This is a genomic window from Paenibacillus sp. MAEPY2, from assembly GCF_000499205.1.
Taxonomy (GTDB): Bacteria; Bacillota; Bacilli; order Paenibacillales; family Paenibacillaceae; genus Paenibacillus; species Paenibacillus vandeheii.
Genome location: NZ_AWUK01000013.1, coordinates 45,135 through 61,483, shown reverse-complemented (window position 1 = coordinate 61,483; position 16,349 = coordinate 45,135). Strand labels below are relative to the sequence as shown.

Here is a 16,349-nt window from a genome sequence, read left to right as displayed (position 1 = left end):
GGTGACATAAATGATAGGATTCTTAAACAAGTGCCCCCACTGTGGGGCACGTTCTTCTTTTACACCTGAAGAGATGGAATGTGATAAGGCGTTGGTGCTGTGGTGCAGTCACTGCGGAAACTTCATCAATCAGACATTTACTATCGAGACTGTCCGCAGGTGGTGGGTTCGGTACGACGAGGGCGAGGAATCTATCGTTCCTCCGGTTAGCAAGTACAACCTTCAGAAACTCATGGAGATCGAACAGATGCTTAACGAGCAAGGTGAATGGATGGAGGGCATTGAGATTCACATTAAAGACTTTAAAGACTACCAGTATATAGACGAAGAGGGTGACTTTAAGAATGAGGGTTCAGATAACAGCTGATTTTTTCCTTGACAATGGTGAAGTTAAGAGGGTCGATTGGTTCGAGATTGACCCTAAGCTTAAAGGTAAGATTATCGAGGATGGCGTAGACAAGCCTGTGGAAATAATCCTCAAGGCGGCTAAAGACGTACAGGATGAATACAAGAAAATATTCCGTAAGTATCAAAAGGAAGGTGAAGTATTCGCCGTAGAAAACATCTTGGGTGAGGTATCAGGGGTTCACTTTACAAAGGTGGCATACTGGACATTAAAAGCGGAAGAAGTGAAAGAGGAGGCAACAGAGCCTACCAATAACACAACTATTTAATAGTAGCCTGGATAGGTTCTAATCCTGCCCACTAAGGTTCTTTGATGTACTTCTTTGCTGAGTTTTACCCCCGCACGAATTTCTATCGAGACTTACTCTTTTCTGCGGCTACTCACGTTGATGACCTACGTTCCAAGCCTATAATAGCTAATATTCAGGCCTTCTAGTAGTTGTTCGTTAACTATCTGGGAGGTCTGGTTTGTGATGGACATGTCATCGATAGACAAGGGAGAAACACCTGATTGGCAGAAGCTACTCTAGTAGAAGTAGACGGGCGGGTTTCTGCTAAGACGGATGTGGACATGCTTAGTGCTAAGGAGCGACGAATATATTGAGCTACGGGAAAGTGACAAAGTATATAATGATAAATACTTTGGTGAAATGAGAGATTCTTACAAGAACAAAGCTGCAGCCGAGGGTCCGAATGCCAGCTTCACACGTATTACTAACGGCGAAGTCGAATGCTTTAGCCGCAACACTAAACTAGCTTTACTTTTGACCGAACATAGTACGAAAATGTTGTCATGGGAACGGAGCACGACGAAGTTACAGAATCAATCGCAACTAACAACTGGTATGGAGCGACCACTATAGGGACAGTAAAACAAACAACGGAGGTAACAACAATGACAAAACAGATTTCCTTTAAGCCTTTCGGTTTCCCTGTAGTGCCTAGCATGAACGGTGGTGACTTTCTTGCCATCATCCAAAAAGCCGCGCGCTATGACGAGACGGTCAAGTTAAATAAAGACTTATCGAAACGTGTCGAGGAATTAGAAAGCACTTTAGCTCAACAAACGCTTAAGTCAGAAGAAGCCTTCGCAGTCCCTTTGTTCCCGCAGGGTTTTGAATACTTCGGAAATGCCGGACAACTTACCGACGGAGAGATTCAGGATGGTCTGGTTTCTGCCGCACAGGCAGAACTAGAAGCAGGTAAGTTCCACTTCATCGGAGCAGGAGATTCAGCCATCATACGTATGCACGATGAAGACCGTATCATCACGGTCGTAGCTCAAGGGTACTATGAGCACCAAGAGATCCTTCCTGATCGGAACACTAATGCTAACGGATGCGATGACCCCGACTGTATCTGCCAAATTTTTAAGTTCGCTCCTTCCATCTAGGTTACACTGTCCCTCTTAATTAAGGAGTTTGCACACCATACATTAAGAAGTGATTCCATTGTCAAAAGGATAGACCAAGGTTGAAGGACTCAACAAACAAGTTGAGAACGACTACCGATGAAGTGAACGAGAACGGACAGAAGAAACAAAAAGTACGAAAAGTAGATCCACCTGTACGTCATTAAACTCGTACCTATTGTGCTCCGTGGTGAGGATAGCCCCGCATGGAAGGGTGGCATGTTCTATCGTGAGAAGGGCGGCAAGAAGTAAAGGTACAAAGACTCTCAAGCGAAAGAAGGTAAAACTGATGATGGACAAAAACGAAAACGCAATGATTCTGGGAAATAGCCCACTGTTGATATCTGATGTGGCTTCTTTGATTAAAGCAGGGGAGTTGGACAAGTCTATCCCCTTTATGGCTTATAACCGAGCCACCCGTCGTACCGCTCAGAAGCAAGCAAAGAAGATGATTCGTCGCTCGAAGGACTAGATCTATAAGAAAAAAATGCAGGTACGCCATGAATGGTGTTTTAAAAACTGACTCTATAGATGACTTCGTGTTTTGGCAAAAAGGTAAATGGAAGTCATCTATTAACGGTGGAGTAAATCTTTAAATGCTAAGACATTTTAAACGCATATTACTAGGAGGGATAAAATGGAAAGGACTTATTTTTACACTCTTGGAGTTGTAGTAGAGCAAGTAGAGATGATTGAGAGTGCTATCCGGAATATGGAGCAAGCCATGCGGCATGTGTCGCCCGCCACGGTAGACGTAATTCGCAGGAACAAGAATCAGCTTGAATCATTGCTAGAACGCATCATGGACGCTAACGTATCTTCCACCCCTGGGCTTCAGGCTTCTATTGAAGGTAACAAGCAGTGTCTTCAGGACTGCTTCTCAGCAGACTACACAAACCGTCTCAGCACGATTAGGAGGACAAGACGATGAAAATTAAGTTCAGGGACGTTTATGGAGTTCTTCAGAACAACAGGAAGGCTGTTTCTGATATGGGACTGGATTATACCAATGTGCTTGAAGGGGAGGGCAAGTGCCTTATCTCTGCGGAACTGGATGCCCTGAAAGAAAGCTACGGAGACCTGTACAATTCGGACATCAAATTGAACGAAAATATCGACGCTATCAGGAAAAAAGCTAACTCCTGTTTTGCCTGTTTAGACCTAATTTAGCTACGCAACTACGCCAAAGTATCCTCTTCCAATGATTGAGGTGAATTGTAAGAAATTCGAGACCTTCGGGTCTCTTTTTCTTTCGCATCTTTCTCCCTACATAACTCTACTACTGAGAGTAAAGGGAGAGTGATACAGATGAACATTGACCACAGAATAGCCTCAGGTTTGCTACTTAAAGAAGTTCCTGAGAAGCACACGAAGGAGATTCACTTCCAAGCGAACGGGAAGAGTATTTTCCTGAGTTCCATCACTGAAGAGAAATTGGTCTCTGAAGATAAGTTCGATATGTTCCAACACTGGATTGAAGAGACAGTAATCAACCTGCCTTCTTACGAGACCCTGTTGGAAGTTCTTGAAGCTGAAGGGAACATTGTCTAATGACAACTAACGTAAGAGACATGACGAACAACGAGTTCGTGACCGCCCATCAAAATCTTGTACACAGCGCATGCAAGCAGTATACGCCTTACTTGATGGGATTAGACATTCTTCCGGCGAGTCTAACGTTAACAAGTTTGCTGTACTTATTGTAAAACACAGCAAGACCTACGGGGTCAGTCCTTATACTATTCTAGCGATGATTCAGGTTGAGACGGGTACTACCTGTACTCACGGCGACACAGGGTTGCTTCAGGTACTCCCCGCCACAACAGAGATATATGAAGATTAAGGGTAGCCTGAAAAACCCTTCAGTTAATATCGAGATTGGCCCTACATACTATTCTCGAAAACTTGGTTCAAGGTAGCAGAATCTATCTTATCAATTCCTTTAATCTCGAACCCAAGGACTAAGACGCAAAGCATGTCAAGAATCCTCAGACCGGAGAGCCGATGGTCATTGAACCATATCGAGCAATCCTTATCAAACCGTCTGAGTCTGCCAAAAAGCGACTCAAGGTCGGCAAGAAAACCTATCCGCTGAAGTAATAGAAAGACCCCGAAAGGGGTCTTCAGATTGTCGAGAAACCCTCTACTTTTTTCAAAGTACGGGGTTTCTCATATTTTAAGTGGTCGGTTTAAAAAGGAAATAGGGGAGATTACCCCCCGTTTTTCCAGGCGATCCAGGTGGATCGCCATCTTCTTCATGTTCTGCACAGCTGCCGTCATCAGGGCCTGTTCCCTGACGTTTTGCAGTCCGAACAAACGGCAATAGCGAAACCCATGGAGCTCTTTAGCATCCGCGAAGCTTCGCTCAATCGTCTCTTTTCGTTTGCGGTAGATATACTTCCCGGATCGACTGAGCCGGTTGCCTCGCACCCACTCTTTACTGTCCTCCCAGACATGACGGGTCACCACTTTTCGGTGGTTTCGAGATCGTGTGCATTCGTTTAATAACGGGCAGTTCTTGCAATGCTGGTGTACTGTCGGTATCCCTCGCGGTTGGTCGTTCTATACGGTAATTCGTGCTTTTCCGGACAAACATAAATATTGCGCTGTGCATCATATATGAACTTCCATTTGGGGAATAAACCTTGGGTCAGGTGAAATCTTCGGTGAGCAATAACGGCAAAAATATTTCGGCTTTGCAGCCCTTTGCAGATGGGTGAAGTCAAGTACCCCGAGTCCAGAGCAACGGCTTCTACTTTAAAACCAAATCGTTGTTGTTGACGATCCAAACGTGACAAATACGGTATAGAATCATGGACATTTCCAGCGGTCACATGTACATCCGTAATCATGTTGTATTTCAGATCCACAGTACGCTGGTCTAAGTAGAAAAATCCTTCCGGCTTCCCATCACGTATCATATAACCGCTGTCCAGGATCTGTTGTGCTCACTTTAATTTCCTTTTCCTCTATCACGTCCTCTCTAGGTTTTAGCGCTTTTTTCCATGTGCATTCCGGTCGGCCTCTACGGCAGCATTAAGTTCATTCACATAATCACGGGTGTTTTGTAGAACCTGACGAACCTTTTCGTCGATGAAAGAAAAATCGATATACTTATCCACTTTACGGAGCAGATGATCTTGAGGAACCAGTTCTTCAATGGAAACAAATTCGTAAGCCTGTTGTTTTTCTCGATTCGAACGCAACATATTTGTACACCCTTCCGCACGTTTATTTACTAATATTATACAACATTAACGCGGTGTCGTGTTGAATTAAATGTATAAAAAAATAGCTGTCGAGAAACCCAGTCATTTTCATGACATCGGGTTTCTCTTTTTGTTTTGGCAGATGTAAAATTGGGAAATAGGGGGGTTATCCCCGTTTCTCCAGGCGATCCAGGTGGATCGCCATCTTCTTCATGTTCTGCACGGCTGCCGTCATCAGTGCTTGTTCCCTGACGTTTAGTAGCCCTCGCAAACGGCAATAGCGAAACCCGTGGAGCTCTTTAGCATCCGCGAAGCTTCGCTCAATTGTTTCTTTTCGTTTGCGGTACAACTGTTTGCCTGACTTGCTGAGTCGGTTATTCCGTACCCAATCCTTGCTGTCTTCCCAGACATGCCGGGTCACCACCTTCCGGTGGTTTCGGGATTGCGTACATCGGTCCAGCAAGGGGCAGTTCTTGCAATGCTCTGGATTTGACGTGTACTGCCGGTAGCCTTTTCGATCCGTTGTGCGGTAATTCAGTTCGTGATTTGCAGGGCAGACATAACGATTTCGCTCCGCATCAAATGTAAACTTCCATTTCGAAAACAACCCTTGCTTGGAATGAAATCTTCGGTGGGCAATCACTGCAAAAATCTTTCGGCTTTGCAATCCTCGGCAAATGGGCGTGGTTAAATAACCCGAATCTAGGGCAACGGCTTCGATTTTAAAGTCAAAACGTTCTCGCTGGCGATCCAGACGCGACAAATAGGGAACAGAATCCTGAACATTTCCCGGCGTGACATGCACGTCCGTAATAAGATTGTACTTGGCATAAACACGGTGCGGTGGTCCAGATAAAAGAAGCCCTCGGGCTTACCGTCTCGAATCATATACCCGCTGTCTTGATCGGTCTTGCTCACTTTAATTTCTTTATCCTCAGTCACTTCCTCTCTAGGTTTTAGGGCTTTTTTCCGTGCTCTTTCCGGTCCTCCGCCACAGCGGCGTTAAGCTCGTCCACGTAATCTTTGGTATTTTGCAGTTCTTTCTGTTTGGTGTATTGGTGCTTGTTGGCATTCGCTTTAACATGAGTTGAATCGGTCACCAGAACACGTCCGCCGACCATCCGATGCGAAATGGCCTGCATGACAATCTCATCGAAAATATCCTGAAAGATGTTTGTATCTTTGAAGCGAGTTCGCCGGTTCCAGCTAATGGTTGTATGGTCCGGGACCTTGTCGGTCAACCCGAGTCCTAAAAACCAGCGGTAAGCTAGATTCATCTGAATCTCCCGTTCCAGTTGTCGTTCAGAACGGATGCCGTAAAAGTAACCAAGAAAAATCATTTTGAACAATACGATTGGATCTATCGCACGACGTCCGTTATCCGCACAGTATAAGGGGCGAACCATTTCATCGATAAAAGAAAAATCAATATATTTATCTACTTTACGGAGTAAATGATCTTGTGGGACCAAATCTTCTATGGAAACAAATCCGTAAGATTGCTGTTTTTCTCGGTTGGAGCGTAGCATGTAGAACACCATCCATTCTATAAAAATAGTTACCTATATTATACAACATTAACGCGGTGTCGTCTTAAATAGTTTGGATATAAAGATAGCTGTCGAGACTTTCTCGACAGCCTGGAAGACCCTGAAAGGGGTCTTTTCTTTTTGTTCGCATCTCATACCATACATAGCGCGACTACTAGAGTATGAAGCAAATAACACGGTTTAATACCGGAAGGAGATGGGATAAATGAGTGTTGTTAATACCCCCGAGATAGCCGATAACGAATTGGATATTGAGGTAACAGATGCCCGAGCCACAGGCAACCACAAGAAAATCAAGACGATGGATGACACTGTGTACAAAGCATTTATGGAGAGAAACGGCTTCGCAAAACCTCAAGGACCGAAATTGAAGTGGAGCGATTTCAAAAAAACTCTTACAGTCAACGAGGATAGTGTCGTGGTTACTGCAGATGGTGAGGTAGTGAACTTTTTGAAAGCTGCACAAGAAGACAGAAAGTTCGAGGTGAAGTAATAGTGCTGAGTCCCAACTACCTACATCTTAGGCAAGACAACCTGAAGGATATGCACAATATAGAACTCCTGAAAGCATGTAAAGAAGATAGAGAACTCATGGGCGAGTTCTTGAAAGCTAATAGAGACTTTATCTTCTCGATCATCAAGCATTTTAAAGGGAGTGTCGAGGAACTTGTTTCAAAGTTTCGTATCACCGAGGACGAACTGTACCAACACGCGTGTATCGGAATACTCACATCTATTAGAGACTTTGACTTTGATAGGGGCATTAAGTTTACGACCTTTGTCGTGCGCCCCATTCTCTGGGAAATCAATCAACTTCTTTATAGTGACTCTCAGTCTGTCCGGTTAAGTCGTGGTGCAGTTGACCTCATTAAGAGGATGGCCCAGATTGAGGAATCCCTTGGGTATCGCCCCGCCGAGGATGAAATGTCCGAACTGCTTAAGGTGACTGTCGAACGCTACCGAGAGATTGCGATGTTCAGTGATGAACTTGAGCACTACGACGGTATGGAAAACTTCGAGTTCGCCAACAAGGACGAGAGAAGTATTGAAGAAGAAGTTACCAATCGTCTCTATGTAAAGCAATTACTAGAAGACCCTATGTTCACGGATTTCGAGAAGAAGGTCATGTGTTTAGTCTTGGAGGACGCAAGCAACAACAATACACAGATTGCGGAACGTCTTAACGTTTACCCGATGACGATTAACCGTACCTTGGCTCGAATTAGAAGTAAAATCGAGAGCCGTAAGTCTGACGTAAAAGAAGAGAAAACCAAGATTCCTTCCAAGTATGAACGGGAGATATCCGTTCTCGCTCAGGAAACCAAGGAGCGTAATGAGAACCTCTGCATCGAAGATATCACGGAACTGCTTGAGGTCTGTGGTTACGACACCTCCACCTACTCGACAAGGGTTCTCTATTATATCCGTCAGAAAGCCAGCCAACAAGGTGCTTAAATCAATCGCAAACATCGTAAAAGGCATTTTCGGTAAAAAGGTAACCCTGCAAGCACCTACTTACAGGGAACTGGTTGAACAACTGGCTTGGGCTGAACATGAAGTGACACGAAGGATGCTTTACTTGGTCTTCAGTTTCGACTGCAACACGGTGTATGGAACATATCGCTCAGGATGCGGAAGCAATCATTGCTCATCACCAAGAGCTTCTTACTAAAGCCAAAGCTCACCGCAGTGACTTCCATGGACAAGTTGCCCAAGTCGAGACCGCAGTTAAGTTGGTTGACGGTCTGAAGACTGCTGTGGTGACTCCCGAAGAGGGTCTCAACTAATCCCTGAAGGGAGGTGAGAACCACATGGCAGACATTATCGTATCTGCGAAGTACGCTGTAGGTGACAAGATTATCGTCGGAAATGAGACGAGTAACCACATGGTCTAATACATCGTGAAAGTGCTGACGATTAAGAACATCGTACCGGATGATGATGAAGCTGGAAACGACATTATCACATACATGGTTGAAGTCTACTCCCCAACAAACACGGAAAATGCGAATGGACGTTAAGGAGGATGGCTTGCAACTACTCGAAGCCTTCACTGAAGCATTCACAAACTACTAAGTAAGGAGGCGTATTTATTTACCCATATTCGGAGGAATTGTCAAATGACATCATTAAATTTTATGCACCTTGGTGCGTTCCATGTAAATTAATTGCTCCAACACTCTCTAAGGTTACTGTCGAGCGTGGGATTGATGTTGATTCTACTATCGGTGCTGAGGCTGCTTCGAAAATCGGGGTTATGAGCGTTCCTACGGTGGTCTTTAAAAGAAGGCAAAGAGGTAGGGCGTTTCACTGGCAATGCGCCTGAGCACGTGATTACTTCCTGTGTAGAAATAGCAATCCGCGCCTAATAGAAAGGGGAACGAATATGAGAGAACGAGACTATCACGGCTGGAACATTGAGGTATATGACAACCAAACTTTCCTTTTAGGAGCTAACTTCAACACTAACGACCACATGGGCAAGAGAAATATCTACGTGTGCTTGTACTTCGGTAAATGGACAGTAACTATCGGAAAGTTCTATAAGTTCCCGAATGATTACGGTGACGAATGAACCTGACTCTTTATTACAGCAACGACTGCGGTCACTGCCGACGCTTCCAGAAGACTCTCGACAAGATTGCTCAGGAACGACAGCAGGTCAGCGTTTCTAGGATTGAGTATGATCCTTCCATTCACACGGAAGTAAAGATCATCCCGACAGTGGTTGTAAGCCACGGAGAGAGAGAACTAGGGCGTTTCAGCAGTGCTCTAGCAAAGAAGACAATCGACGCTTGGCTAGACCAATTAGAAGAATACATTAAATTTTACTTAGGGTAATAATACATGTTTGTCTGAAAAAGGTACTAGCGTTGGCATCCAGATCAATCCCCATATAATATAAGAAGTAATGTAATAAATTCACTTAAGTGCAAGGTGAACTTAAAATGCTTGCATTAAAAGTCTTGATACTCAAGGCTTTTTTCTGAAAAGAAAACCATACGCTATGCGTATGGTTCGGGATAGCTTTCAGCGATGTATGAAAAAAAATTCCTCCTAATGTTACAATAAATTTGGTTCGCCAACCGAATTTAGCGACTATAGGAGGGATACAGATATCATATTATATGAACAGTTTAGCACATACAAAATGGAATTGTAAGTATCATATCGTGTTTGCGCCAAAGTACAGACGCCAGGTTATTTACGGGAAATTAAAACAGGATATTGGGGAAATACGAAGACAACTATGTGAGAGAAAAAACGTGGAGATTATTGAGGCGGGAGCATGCAAAGACCACATTCATATGTTGGTGAGCATCCCACCGAAGCTTAGTGTATCAGCGTTTATCGGATATTTAAAAGGAAAGAGCAGCTTGATGATCTTTGACCGACATGCAAATTTAAAGTATCGATACAGGAATCGGAAGTTCTGGTGTAAAGGATTTTACGTGGATACCGTTGGAAGGAACAAGAAAGTGATACAAGAATATATCCAAAACAAATTGCAGGAAGATATTGTCGCGGAACAAATAACAATGGCGGAGTATATTGATGCGTTTACAGGAGAAGAAACAAAGGAACAACGAAAGAAGAAGAAATAGAGGACCCCTTTAGGGGTAGCCGAAAAAGTAGTGCGTTTGGCGAACTTTCAACGCCCTTTTAGTTCTGGCCAGTAACAAAGGCTTTCAGCCGCAGAACAAACCACCCGTTATACAGGTGGTTTTGATTTTTCCTAAAACAGGAATTTGTGTAAGGGGATAATGCAGTGTCCAATCCTTCTAAATTTTAATAGAGTACATTATATCTAAATTTAGGAGGAATGGTAATGGCAGATTCAGAGTGTAATCAAAATGCATCGGGACTTTGCTCTGAGACCGAAGGAAATACGACTACCGCAAGCGGGTTTTCTTCTCATGCGGAAGGATACCAGACGACAGCAAGTGTATCAGCAGCACATGCGGAAGGAAGCCACACACTCGCCTCGGGAGCTGCATCTCACGCAGAAGGGTATATGACGCTGGCTACAATCGATGCGGCCCATGCTGAAGGAGCTTATACAACAGCATCCGGTTATGGGTCCCACGCCGAAGGCTACCTTACCGTTTCCTCAGGGCACGCTGCCCATGCCGAAGGTCAATTTACTGTAGCTAGCGGAAATAATGCTCACAGTGAAGGGTCTATGACACAGGCTATCGGCTTGAACTCCCATGCCGAAGGCTACCTTTGTGTTGCTACGGGTGAGCCTTCTCACGTGGAAGGGTATTTATCACAAGCATCTGGATTTATTTCTCATGCCGAGGGGCAATCATGGCAAGTGCTCAGTATGCCCATGCCGAGGGAAATAACACAGCGGATGGGTATGCTGCTCATTCAGAAGGATCCGGAGCAAGAGCGAGTGGTGTTGGTTCTCATGCAGAAGGCGGCGTTACAACTGTTCAGTCGGACCACCCTTTTTCACATATTATGGGATACGCCGGTCAAACTTTATATCTTATCTCTTGGCATCTGGCCAATGGTTTAGAGGCTTCTCGCCCAGGATTAGCCGCCGTACTCCAAGGTTCAACCGGTAATCCGTATATTGATGGAACTGTTATGTCACCTGCTGCGAATTACGCCGAAATGTTTGAAACTCTAGATGGGCAGCCGATTGAACCGGGATATTTCGTAACAACGGTTGGTGAAAAAATTAGGAAAGCAACAAACAGAGATGACTATGTTGCAGGTATTGTCAGTGCGAGGCCGTCATTTATAGGAGGAGCCAGCCACCTAAATTGGATTGGCAAATATGAAACAGACGAATGGGGCAAGATCCAATACGAAGACAGAGTGGTTCCGGAGCAAAAGGATGAGCGAGGAGAAGTTATAGTACCAGCTTATACAATCAACAGTGCTGTCATTAGCACCTCTTATGATCATTCACGCGAGTACGTCTCCCGTATAGATCGAATGGAATGGGTAGTCATAGGAATGATGGGTAAGCTCCTTGTGAGGGATGATGGAACCTGTCAGTTGGATAGTTACTGCCGACCTAATGAAGAAGGAATTGCAACTGCTGCTACTGCAGGGTTCCGAGTATTAGCAAGAACAGGAGCCAACCAGATTAAAGTTCTTGTCAAATAAACGGAGCTTGAAATATTTTTAAATAACTATAAGTCCAGTCTTCCAGAAGATTGGCTTTTTTGTATTCTTGGATCGTCACATTGACGGTGTTTAATCTTTTGACGATGAAAAGATAAAGGGCTTAGTCGCATCAATTGACAGGCCAAACAGGACGGTCAAAACTTGTCAGAAACGAAGAAGATTACAGTTGGATTAAGATTGAAGAGATAATTGCAGCTACTTTATAATTAGTCGAGCCAGGGATTATTCGAAGGCTTGATTTCTTTCTTCTATATATAGTAACTTTTAAGCAATTTTATTTTGTAAAGCCGTAGTATTTGATTCATATAGCTTTATAGGAGACGTCCCCCAAACGTCCCCCAACTTATGAAAACTTATGATCAAATTTGAATGTGCTATTCTGTAATTTATCCCTAGAAATGCCCGTTTTTATTGAGATATGTGAACATATGAAACCAACGTACATAAACCGTACACAAGTCCACCAATGGGAACGCGATCAATATATCACGTTATACTAATAGCCGAATCCCTTGGCGCTCTAGTGCTGAGGGGTTTTTCTTTTTTTCTTTTTGTAGTTGAGGGAATTCAAAAAAGCTAGGTAGACTACTTTTCTACCTAGCTTTATATCTAAAGGATCTCATTCCTTAATTTCTGATAAGTAGTGCTCATATAACTCGTTAATAGAAGAACTAGAAAGTAAGTGAGCGATTGCTTCAATCGATTCTCTTTTCCAATCAAACCAGCGCATTTCTTTTAACTTCATGATTTCTTCTTCTGAGAAACGCTTCCTTACTTCTTTTGCAGGATTGCCACCAACTATCGTGTAAGGAGCGACATCTTTTGTTACAACTGAGCCTGCTGCAACAATCGCACCTTCACCAATGGTAACACCTGGCATAATTATGGCATTCATGCCAATCCATGCATCGCTTTCTATAATGGTATCTCCTTTGGGTGAGAAGGAATGGCTAATTTGATGTGCAAACGGATAAACAGTGATCCACTCCGCATGATGATTGTTATTTCCTCCCATAAGAATAACGACACCAGCTGCGATGCATACATAATTACCGATAATTAATCGATCTATTTGCCAACCAAATTCCTCAATGGGGTTGAATAAACTCCTCGATTTGTCATCTCCCCATAAATATCTTACGCATCCATCTTCAAAAGAAGAATAGATATCATAATAACCGGAGTAATAAGAGTAATCGCCAACTTCGATGAATGGGTTGGTTACAATGTCTTTTAAATACTTAATTTCAGACCAGTGATTAAATTGGTTTATATTCATTTTAGTTTCCTCGCTTCTAAGTTTTATTGCCGAGTAACTTAGAAGCGTGATACGGTAGCCACATTCTTTAGTTTTTTTAGACGACGAATCATCTGAATCATCCTTCCTTAAGATATGAGGGCGATTATAGCAATGACCTCTTTTTTTGTCAATCCTATTCTCATAAAGATATGTGTGTAAGTATTCTCGCTCAAATTGTATATAATGAAGAAAAAATTCAGGTAGAGAAAATATAGACAGAACACGTGTCCACCATTTAGAAGGATGGATACATCATGTTAGAGTAAAACAGGAACGGAATAAGAATGTAAAGAGGAAGCTGACAGGGTGAAGGCAAGATTTTTGGAATTTTAAAGCAGCTTTATGTAGGCATTGAGAGATAGAATGGGTATCTAACTAAAGTGATATTAGAAAACGAGAAGACACTTAAAATTGCTTCCTCAATTTTTACAGTATCTATATGTTGATAGTTTCATATAATTACGGTATAATTCATTTATATTTTTAGAAATTAAATTTTGAACAATTAATTGGAGATGTTAATATGGAACAAGAGAAACAACTCGTTGCCGCACAGCGGACATTTTTTTATACAGGTCAGACCAAGCCGATTGAGTACCGTATTCGTGCTCTTCAGCAATTAAGACAGGGAATTGAGAAGTATCAGCAACGTATTCTTGACGCGCTTCGTGCGGATCTCAATAAATCCGAAACAGAGGCTTATGGCTCAGAGATTCGCATTGTGTTGGGTGAACTGGATTTTGCATTGGAACACTTGGAGGAATGGGCTACACCAAAACCTGTGCCTACAAATTCTGCTATACCTCATGGCACAAGCCTGATTTATCCTGAACCTTATGGAGTTGCTCTTATTATTGCACCATGGAACTATCCGTTCCAATTGGCTTTTTGTCCTCTAATTGGAGCCATTGCTGCAGGTAACTGTGCCATTATTAAACCGTCTGAATTAACGCCAACCGTATCAAGTCTGACATATGATTTGGTTAATGAGATATTTCCCAAGGAGTACGTGGCTGTTATGGAAGGGGAAGTCGAGACAAGTACAGCATTGTTGAAGGAAAAGTTTGATTATATTTTCTTTACAGGCAGTACTGGTGTTGGCCGCATCGTTATGAAGGCTGCTGCTGAGCATTTGACACCCGTTACATTGGAACTAGGTGGTAAGAGTCCTGTCATTGTTCACCAAGATGCAGATTTGAAGCTGGCAGCACAGCGCATTGTTCGCGGTAAATTTCTGAATGCAGGGCAAACTTGTGTCGCTCCGGACTACCTGCTTGTACACGAGAATGTACATGACAAATTACTGGAATTGATCGATGCAGAGATTCAGGATAAATTCGGAGATGATGTGATGCAAAACGCAGATTTTCCGCATATTGTCAACGCGCGTAACTTCGACCGATTATCGGTGTTACTCCAAGATGGCAAAGCACTAATTGGGGGACGTTCTGAACGTGATCAGTTGCTTATTGAACCAACAGTACTGGGACAAGTGGATTGGAAATCCCCTGTGATGCAAGAAGAGATCTTTGGTCCGATCCTTCCTGTATTTAAGTTTAACGACCTCAATCCTATGCTAGATGAGATTGTTCGCCGTCCAAAACCACTTGCATTATATCTCTTCACTAAGGATCAGACTCTGCAGGATCAGGTTCTGAATCAAGTATCTTTTGGTGGTGGTTGCATTAATGACACATTGTCTCATATGACTTCACATTATCTTCCGTTCGGCGGAGTAGGAGAAAGTGGAATGGGTTCCTACCATGGTCGACAGAGCTTTGATGTGTTTTCTCATCATAAGAGCATTCTTAAACGCAGCGAATAGTAAGCTAACGTAAAACGATATAAGCAATATGCAAAAAAAGAGGTTGTCCCGTTCAACGGGACAACCTCTTTAAGTATCTTATTGTGAAACATCTAAGCTGCTTCAAAACATATTAATGAATATCACGGAAAAGCCCAATGACTTTGCCCAGAATGCTAACGTGTTTCAAACGCAAAGGTTCAAAAGTCGAATTTTCCGGTTGAAGACGAATATGATCTTTCTCTTTGTAGAACGTTTTTACCGTTGCTTCATCGTCTTCAGTCATGGCTACTACGATATCGCCGTTATCTGCAGTTTGCTGCTGACGCACGATAACATAATCTCCGTTAACAATGCCTGCTTCAACCATACTGTCTCCCACGACCGAAAGCATAAATACTTTCTGTTCGCCCACATAATGCGTAGGAAGAGGGAAATAATCTTCGATATTTTCTGTTGCTGTGATTGGAACCCCTGCAGTAACTTTACCCACGACAGGAATGCGAGCAACGCTGTGAGCAAACTGATGTGAATGCTCTGACTCTTCCTGGCTGAGAAGCTCAATGGCTCTTGGTTTGGTTGGGTCACGTCTAATTAGACCTTTCTTCTCCAAACGATCCAGATGTCCATGTACTGTAGAGCTGGAAGCCAATCCAACGGCTTCACCAATTTCGCGTACGGAAGGAGGATACCCCTTCAACCGGACTTCATTGCGTATAAACTCCAGAATAGCCTGTTGCCTGCTGGATATCTTCGACATACCGTATCAACCCCATTTTAGTAACGTTTGGGAAAATTATAACATAGAACCTCCGTTCGTACAAACATAAGTTCTAAATAAAATGCCATAAAATCAATGTTTTTTTGCGAATTTATATGAAAATTAATTTTGCATCTTAGCAAATACTGCAAATGATAGTGCCATACTATAGAAGAAAGATAGTAGAAGAAAGATGAGTGATAGAACTCAATAAAAAAAGCGAACAATTGTTCTAAAAAAGTTATTGTACAAAACAAGTGTTCGTGTTATATTGATTTCAACGGATAGGAACAAACGTTTGGAGGTCGATATTTAATGAGATATTCTACTTATCAAAGCATTTACGAACCGGTGCATTCAGAAGTGGTTGAAACTAACATAAGAAATTTTAAAAAGGTTTTTGCAAAAGGTAATATCCCAACCTGGGTGTTGAAATTTATAATTGTATCATTAATTATATTGGTTGGTTGCAGTACAGTGCTAACAGTATTTGCAGGCAATGAGAACGATTTGTTGCCTGGAGGAAAGATGGCAGTTTCACAAGGAGATACGCTGTGGAGTATATCATTGGATCATAAACCGGAAACGATGGATACACGTGTATATATAGAAGCAATTAAGAAAGTGAATCAACTTCAGTCAACTTCAATAAAGGTGGGGCAAGTCTTAATACTGCCACAATTCACAGAATAAAACTGCATATTCACACGCGCTAATGCGTGTCAGCTTGACAAGCTGCCTTTAACATGTCAAAGTTAATAAGAC

19 protein-coding genes and 3 pseudogenes are annotated in these 16,349 nt (G+C 42.9%); 18 read left to right on the top strand and 4 right to left on the bottom strand.

Going from position 1 to position 16,349, the window contains the following annotated elements; all coding sequences use genetic code 11:
• Positions 1 to 10 precede the first annotated feature (10 nt).
• The 8 genes and pseudogenes from P364_RS0112290 to P364_RS38710 form a co-directional block, all read left to right on the top strand.
• Positions 11 to 367, top strand: a complete 357-nt coding sequence (locus P364_RS0112290; RefSeq protein ID WP_024630416.1) for a hypothetical protein — start codon at positions 11 to 13, stop codon at positions 365 to 367.
• Complete coding sequence (locus P364_RS0112285) at positions 345 to 674, top strand: hypothetical protein (protein WP_024630415.1); 330 nt, start codon at positions 345 to 347, stop codon at positions 672 to 674. Before P364_RS0112290 ends, P364_RS0112285 begins: the two co-directional genes overlap by 23 nt.
• 626 nt (positions 675 to 1,300) lie before the next feature.
• Positions 1,301 to 1,798 carry a hypothetical protein gene (locus P364_RS0112275; RefSeq protein ID WP_024630413.1) on the top strand — a complete coding sequence of 166 codons (498 nt, stop codon included), beginning with the start codon at positions 1,301 to 1,303 and terminating at the stop codon, positions 1,796 to 1,798.
• Between the two features lie 307 nt (positions 1,799 to 2,105).
• Entirely contained in the window at positions 2,106 to 2,288 is a 183-nt protein-coding gene (locus P364_RS0112270) for a hypothetical protein (RefSeq protein ID WP_024630412.1), read from the top strand.
• A gap of 165 nt (positions 2,289 to 2,453) precedes the next feature.
• The gene (locus tag P364_RS0112265; protein ID WP_024630411.1) at positions 2,454 to 2,747 is read left to right on the top strand and encodes a hypothetical protein; all 294 of its coding nucleotides are present in this window, start codon (positions 2,454 to 2,456) and stop codon (positions 2,745 to 2,747) included.
• Positions 2,744 to 2,986 carry a hypothetical protein gene (locus P364_RS0112260; protein ID WP_024630410.1) on the top strand — a complete coding sequence of 81 codons (243 nt, stop codon included), beginning with the start codon at positions 2,744 to 2,746 and terminating at the stop codon, positions 2,984 to 2,986. The genes P364_RS0112265 and P364_RS0112260 overlap by 4 nt, the downstream gene beginning before the upstream one ends.
• Positions 2,987 to 3,124: 138 nt before the next feature.
• Positions 3,125 to 3,367: a hypothetical protein gene (locus P364_RS0112255; protein ID WP_024630409.1), complete on the top strand. Its 243-nt coding sequence runs from the start codon at positions 3,125 to 3,127 to the stop codon at positions 3,365 to 3,367.
• A gap of 429 nt (positions 3,368 to 3,796) precedes the next feature.
• Positions 3,797 to 3,916, top strand: a pseudogene (locus P364_RS38710) (hypothetical protein); the annotation flags it as partial.
• Between the two features lie 69 nt (positions 3,917 to 3,985).
• On the opposite strand, the pseudogene P364_RS35270 reads toward P364_RS38710, so the two are convergent.
• Positions 3,986 to 5,025 (bottom strand): annotated as a pseudogene (locus tag P364_RS35270) (transposase).
• A 166-nt stretch (positions 5,026 to 5,191) separates the two neighbouring features.
• Positions 5,192 to 6,554 (bottom strand): annotated as a pseudogene (locus P364_RS36840) (IS1182 family transposase).
• 226 nt (positions 6,555 to 6,780) lie between these two features.
• Here P364_RS36840 and P364_RS0112230 point away from each other — a divergent pair.
• The 8 genes from P364_RS0112230 (at position 6,781) to P364_RS38200 (ending at position 11,699) form a co-directional block, all read left to right on the top strand.
• The gene (locus P364_RS0112230) at positions 6,781 to 7,068 is read left to right on the top strand and encodes a hypothetical protein (protein ID WP_024630407.1); all 288 of its coding nucleotides are present in this window, start codon (positions 6,781 to 6,783) and stop codon (positions 7,066 to 7,068) included.
• A 2-nt stretch (positions 7,069 to 7,070) separates the two neighbouring features.
• Positions 7,071 to 8,030, top strand: a complete 960-nt coding sequence (locus tag P364_RS0112225) for a sigma-70 family RNA polymerase sigma factor (protein ID WP_024630406.1) — start codon at positions 7,071 to 7,073, stop codon at positions 8,028 to 8,030.
• Between the two features lie 155 nt (positions 8,031 to 8,185).
• The gene (locus P364_RS37540) at positions 8,186 to 8,362 is read left to right on the top strand and encodes a hypothetical protein (protein WP_161634212.1); all 177 of its coding nucleotides are present in this window, start codon (positions 8,186 to 8,188) and stop codon (positions 8,360 to 8,362) included.
• Between the two features lie 326 nt (positions 8,363 to 8,688).
• Positions 8,689 to 8,901, top strand: a complete 213-nt coding sequence (locus P364_RS38705; protein WP_052017197.1) for a thioredoxin family protein — start codon at positions 8,689 to 8,691, stop codon at positions 8,899 to 8,901.
• A 245-nt stretch (positions 8,902 to 9,146) separates the two neighbouring features.
• On the top strand, positions 9,147 to 9,416 hold the full coding sequence (locus P364_RS0112200; protein WP_024630404.1) for a thioredoxin family protein: 270 nt from the start codon (positions 9,147 to 9,149) through the stop codon (positions 9,414 to 9,416).
• Positions 9,417 to 9,703: 287 nt separating this feature from the next.
• Positions 9,704 to 10,180, top strand: a complete 477-nt coding sequence (gene tnpA, locus P364_RS0112195; RefSeq protein ID WP_236642086.1) for an IS200/IS605 family transposase — start codon at positions 9,704 to 9,706, stop codon at positions 10,178 to 10,180.
• A gap of 224 nt (positions 10,181 to 10,404) precedes the next feature.
• Positions 10,405 to 11,100: a hypothetical protein gene (locus tag P364_RS38205; RefSeq protein WP_052016607.1), complete on the top strand. Its 696-nt coding sequence runs from the start codon at positions 10,405 to 10,407 to the stop codon at positions 11,098 to 11,100.
• Between the two features lie 71 nt (positions 11,101 to 11,171).
• Positions 11,172 to 11,699 carry a peptidase G2 autoproteolytic cleavage domain-containing protein gene (locus P364_RS38200; RefSeq protein ID WP_052016606.1) on the top strand — a complete coding sequence of 176 codons (528 nt, stop codon included), beginning with the start codon at positions 11,172 to 11,174 and terminating at the stop codon, positions 11,697 to 11,699.
• A 640-nt stretch (positions 11,700 to 12,339) separates the two neighbouring features.
• Here P364_RS38200 and P364_RS0112185 read toward each other — a convergent pair.
• Positions 12,340 to 12,999 carry a CatB-related O-acetyltransferase gene (locus P364_RS0112185; RefSeq protein ID WP_024630402.1) on the bottom strand — a complete coding sequence of 220 codons (660 nt, stop codon included), beginning with the start codon at positions 12,997 to 12,999 and terminating at the stop codon, positions 12,340 to 12,342.
• Positions 13,000 to 13,543: 544 nt separating this feature from the next.
• Here P364_RS0112185 and P364_RS0112180 point away from each other — a divergent pair.
• Positions 13,544 to 14,845 (top strand): aldehyde dehydrogenase, encoded by a 1,302-nt coding sequence (locus P364_RS0112180; RefSeq protein ID WP_024630401.1) that lies wholly within the window; start codon positions 13,544 to 13,546, stop codon positions 14,843 to 14,845.
• Between the two features lie 112 nt (positions 14,846 to 14,957).
• Here P364_RS0112180 and lexA read toward each other — a convergent pair whose 3' ends face one another.
• On the bottom strand, positions 14,958 to 15,584 hold the full coding sequence (gene lexA, locus P364_RS0112175) for a transcriptional repressor LexA (protein WP_024630400.1): 627 nt from the start codon (positions 15,582 to 15,584) through the stop codon (positions 14,958 to 14,960).
• A gap of 315 nt (positions 15,585 to 15,899) precedes the next feature.
• Between lexA and P364_RS0112170 the strand changes: the two genes are divergently transcribed.
• The gene (locus tag P364_RS0112170; protein ID WP_024630399.1) at positions 15,900 to 16,277 is read left to right on the top strand and encodes a LysM peptidoglycan-binding domain-containing protein; all 378 of its coding nucleotides are present in this window, start codon (positions 15,900 to 15,902) and stop codon (positions 16,275 to 16,277) included.
• Positions 16,278 to 16,349 lie beyond the last annotated feature (72 nt).

Excerpts from the sequence above, each read along its gene's own strand:
- P364_RS0112170 (WP_024630399.1), top strand. The coding sequence starts at position 15,900 with ATGAGATATTCTACTTATCAAAGCATTTACGAACCGGTGCATTCAGAA.
- P364_RS0112180 (WP_024630401.1), top strand. The coding sequence starts at position 13,544 with ATGGAACAAGAGAAACAACTCGTTGCCGCACAGCGGACATTTTTTTAT.
- P364_RS0112255 (WP_024630409.1), top strand. The coding sequence starts at position 3,125 with ATGAACATTGACCACAGAATAGCCTCAGGTTTGCTACTTAAAGAAGTT.
- P364_RS0112265 (WP_024630411.1), top strand. The coding sequence starts at position 2,454 with ATGGAAAGGACTTATTTTTACACTCTTGGAGTTGTAGTAGAGCAAGTA.
- P364_RS0112290 (WP_024630416.1), top strand. The coding sequence starts at position 11 with ATGATAGGATTCTTAAACAAGTGCCCCCACTGTGGGGCACGTTCTTCT.
- P364_RS0112185 (WP_024630402.1), bottom strand. The coding sequence starts at position 12,999 with ATGAATATAAACCAATTTAATCACTGGTCTGAAATTAAGTATTTAAAA.
- P364_RS38205 (WP_052016607.1), top strand. The coding sequence starts at position 10,405 with ATGGCAGATTCAGAGTGTAATCAAAATGCATCGGGACTTTGCTCTGAG.
- P364_RS0112260 (WP_024630410.1), top strand. The coding sequence starts at position 2,744 with ATGAAAATTAAGTTCAGGGACGTTTATGGAGTTCTTCAGAACAACAGG.
- P364_RS0112275 (WP_024630413.1), top strand. The coding sequence starts at position 1,301 with ATGACAAAACAGATTTCCTTTAAGCCTTTCGGTTTCCCTGTAGTGCCT.
- P364_RS0112230 (WP_024630407.1), top strand. The coding sequence starts at position 6,781 with ATGAGTGTTGTTAATACCCCCGAGATAGCCGATAACGAATTGGATATT.
- P364_RS0112200 (WP_024630404.1), top strand. The coding sequence starts at position 9,147 with ATGAACCTGACTCTTTATTACAGCAACGACTGCGGTCACTGCCGACGC.
- P364_RS0112270 (WP_024630412.1), top strand. The coding sequence starts at position 2,106 with ATGATGGACAAAAACGAAAACGCAATGATTCTGGGAAATAGCCCACTG.
- P364_RS38200 (WP_052016606.1), top strand. The coding sequence starts at position 11,172 with ATGTCACCTGCTGCGAATTACGCCGAAATGTTTGAAACTCTAGATGGG.
- tnpA (WP_236642086.1), top strand. The coding sequence starts at position 9,704 with ATGAACAGTTTAGCACATACAAAATGGAATTGTAAGTATCATATCGTG.
- lexA (WP_024630400.1), bottom strand. The coding sequence starts at position 15,584 with ATGTCGAAGATATCCAGCAGGCAACAGGCTATTCTGGAGTTTATACGC.
- P364_RS37540 (WP_161634212.1), top strand. The coding sequence starts at position 8,186 with ATGGAACATATCGCTCAGGATGCGGAAGCAATCATTGCTCATCACCAA.
- P364_RS0112285 (WP_024630415.1), top strand. The coding sequence starts at position 345 with ATGAGGGTTCAGATAACAGCTGATTTTTTCCTTGACAATGGTGAAGTT.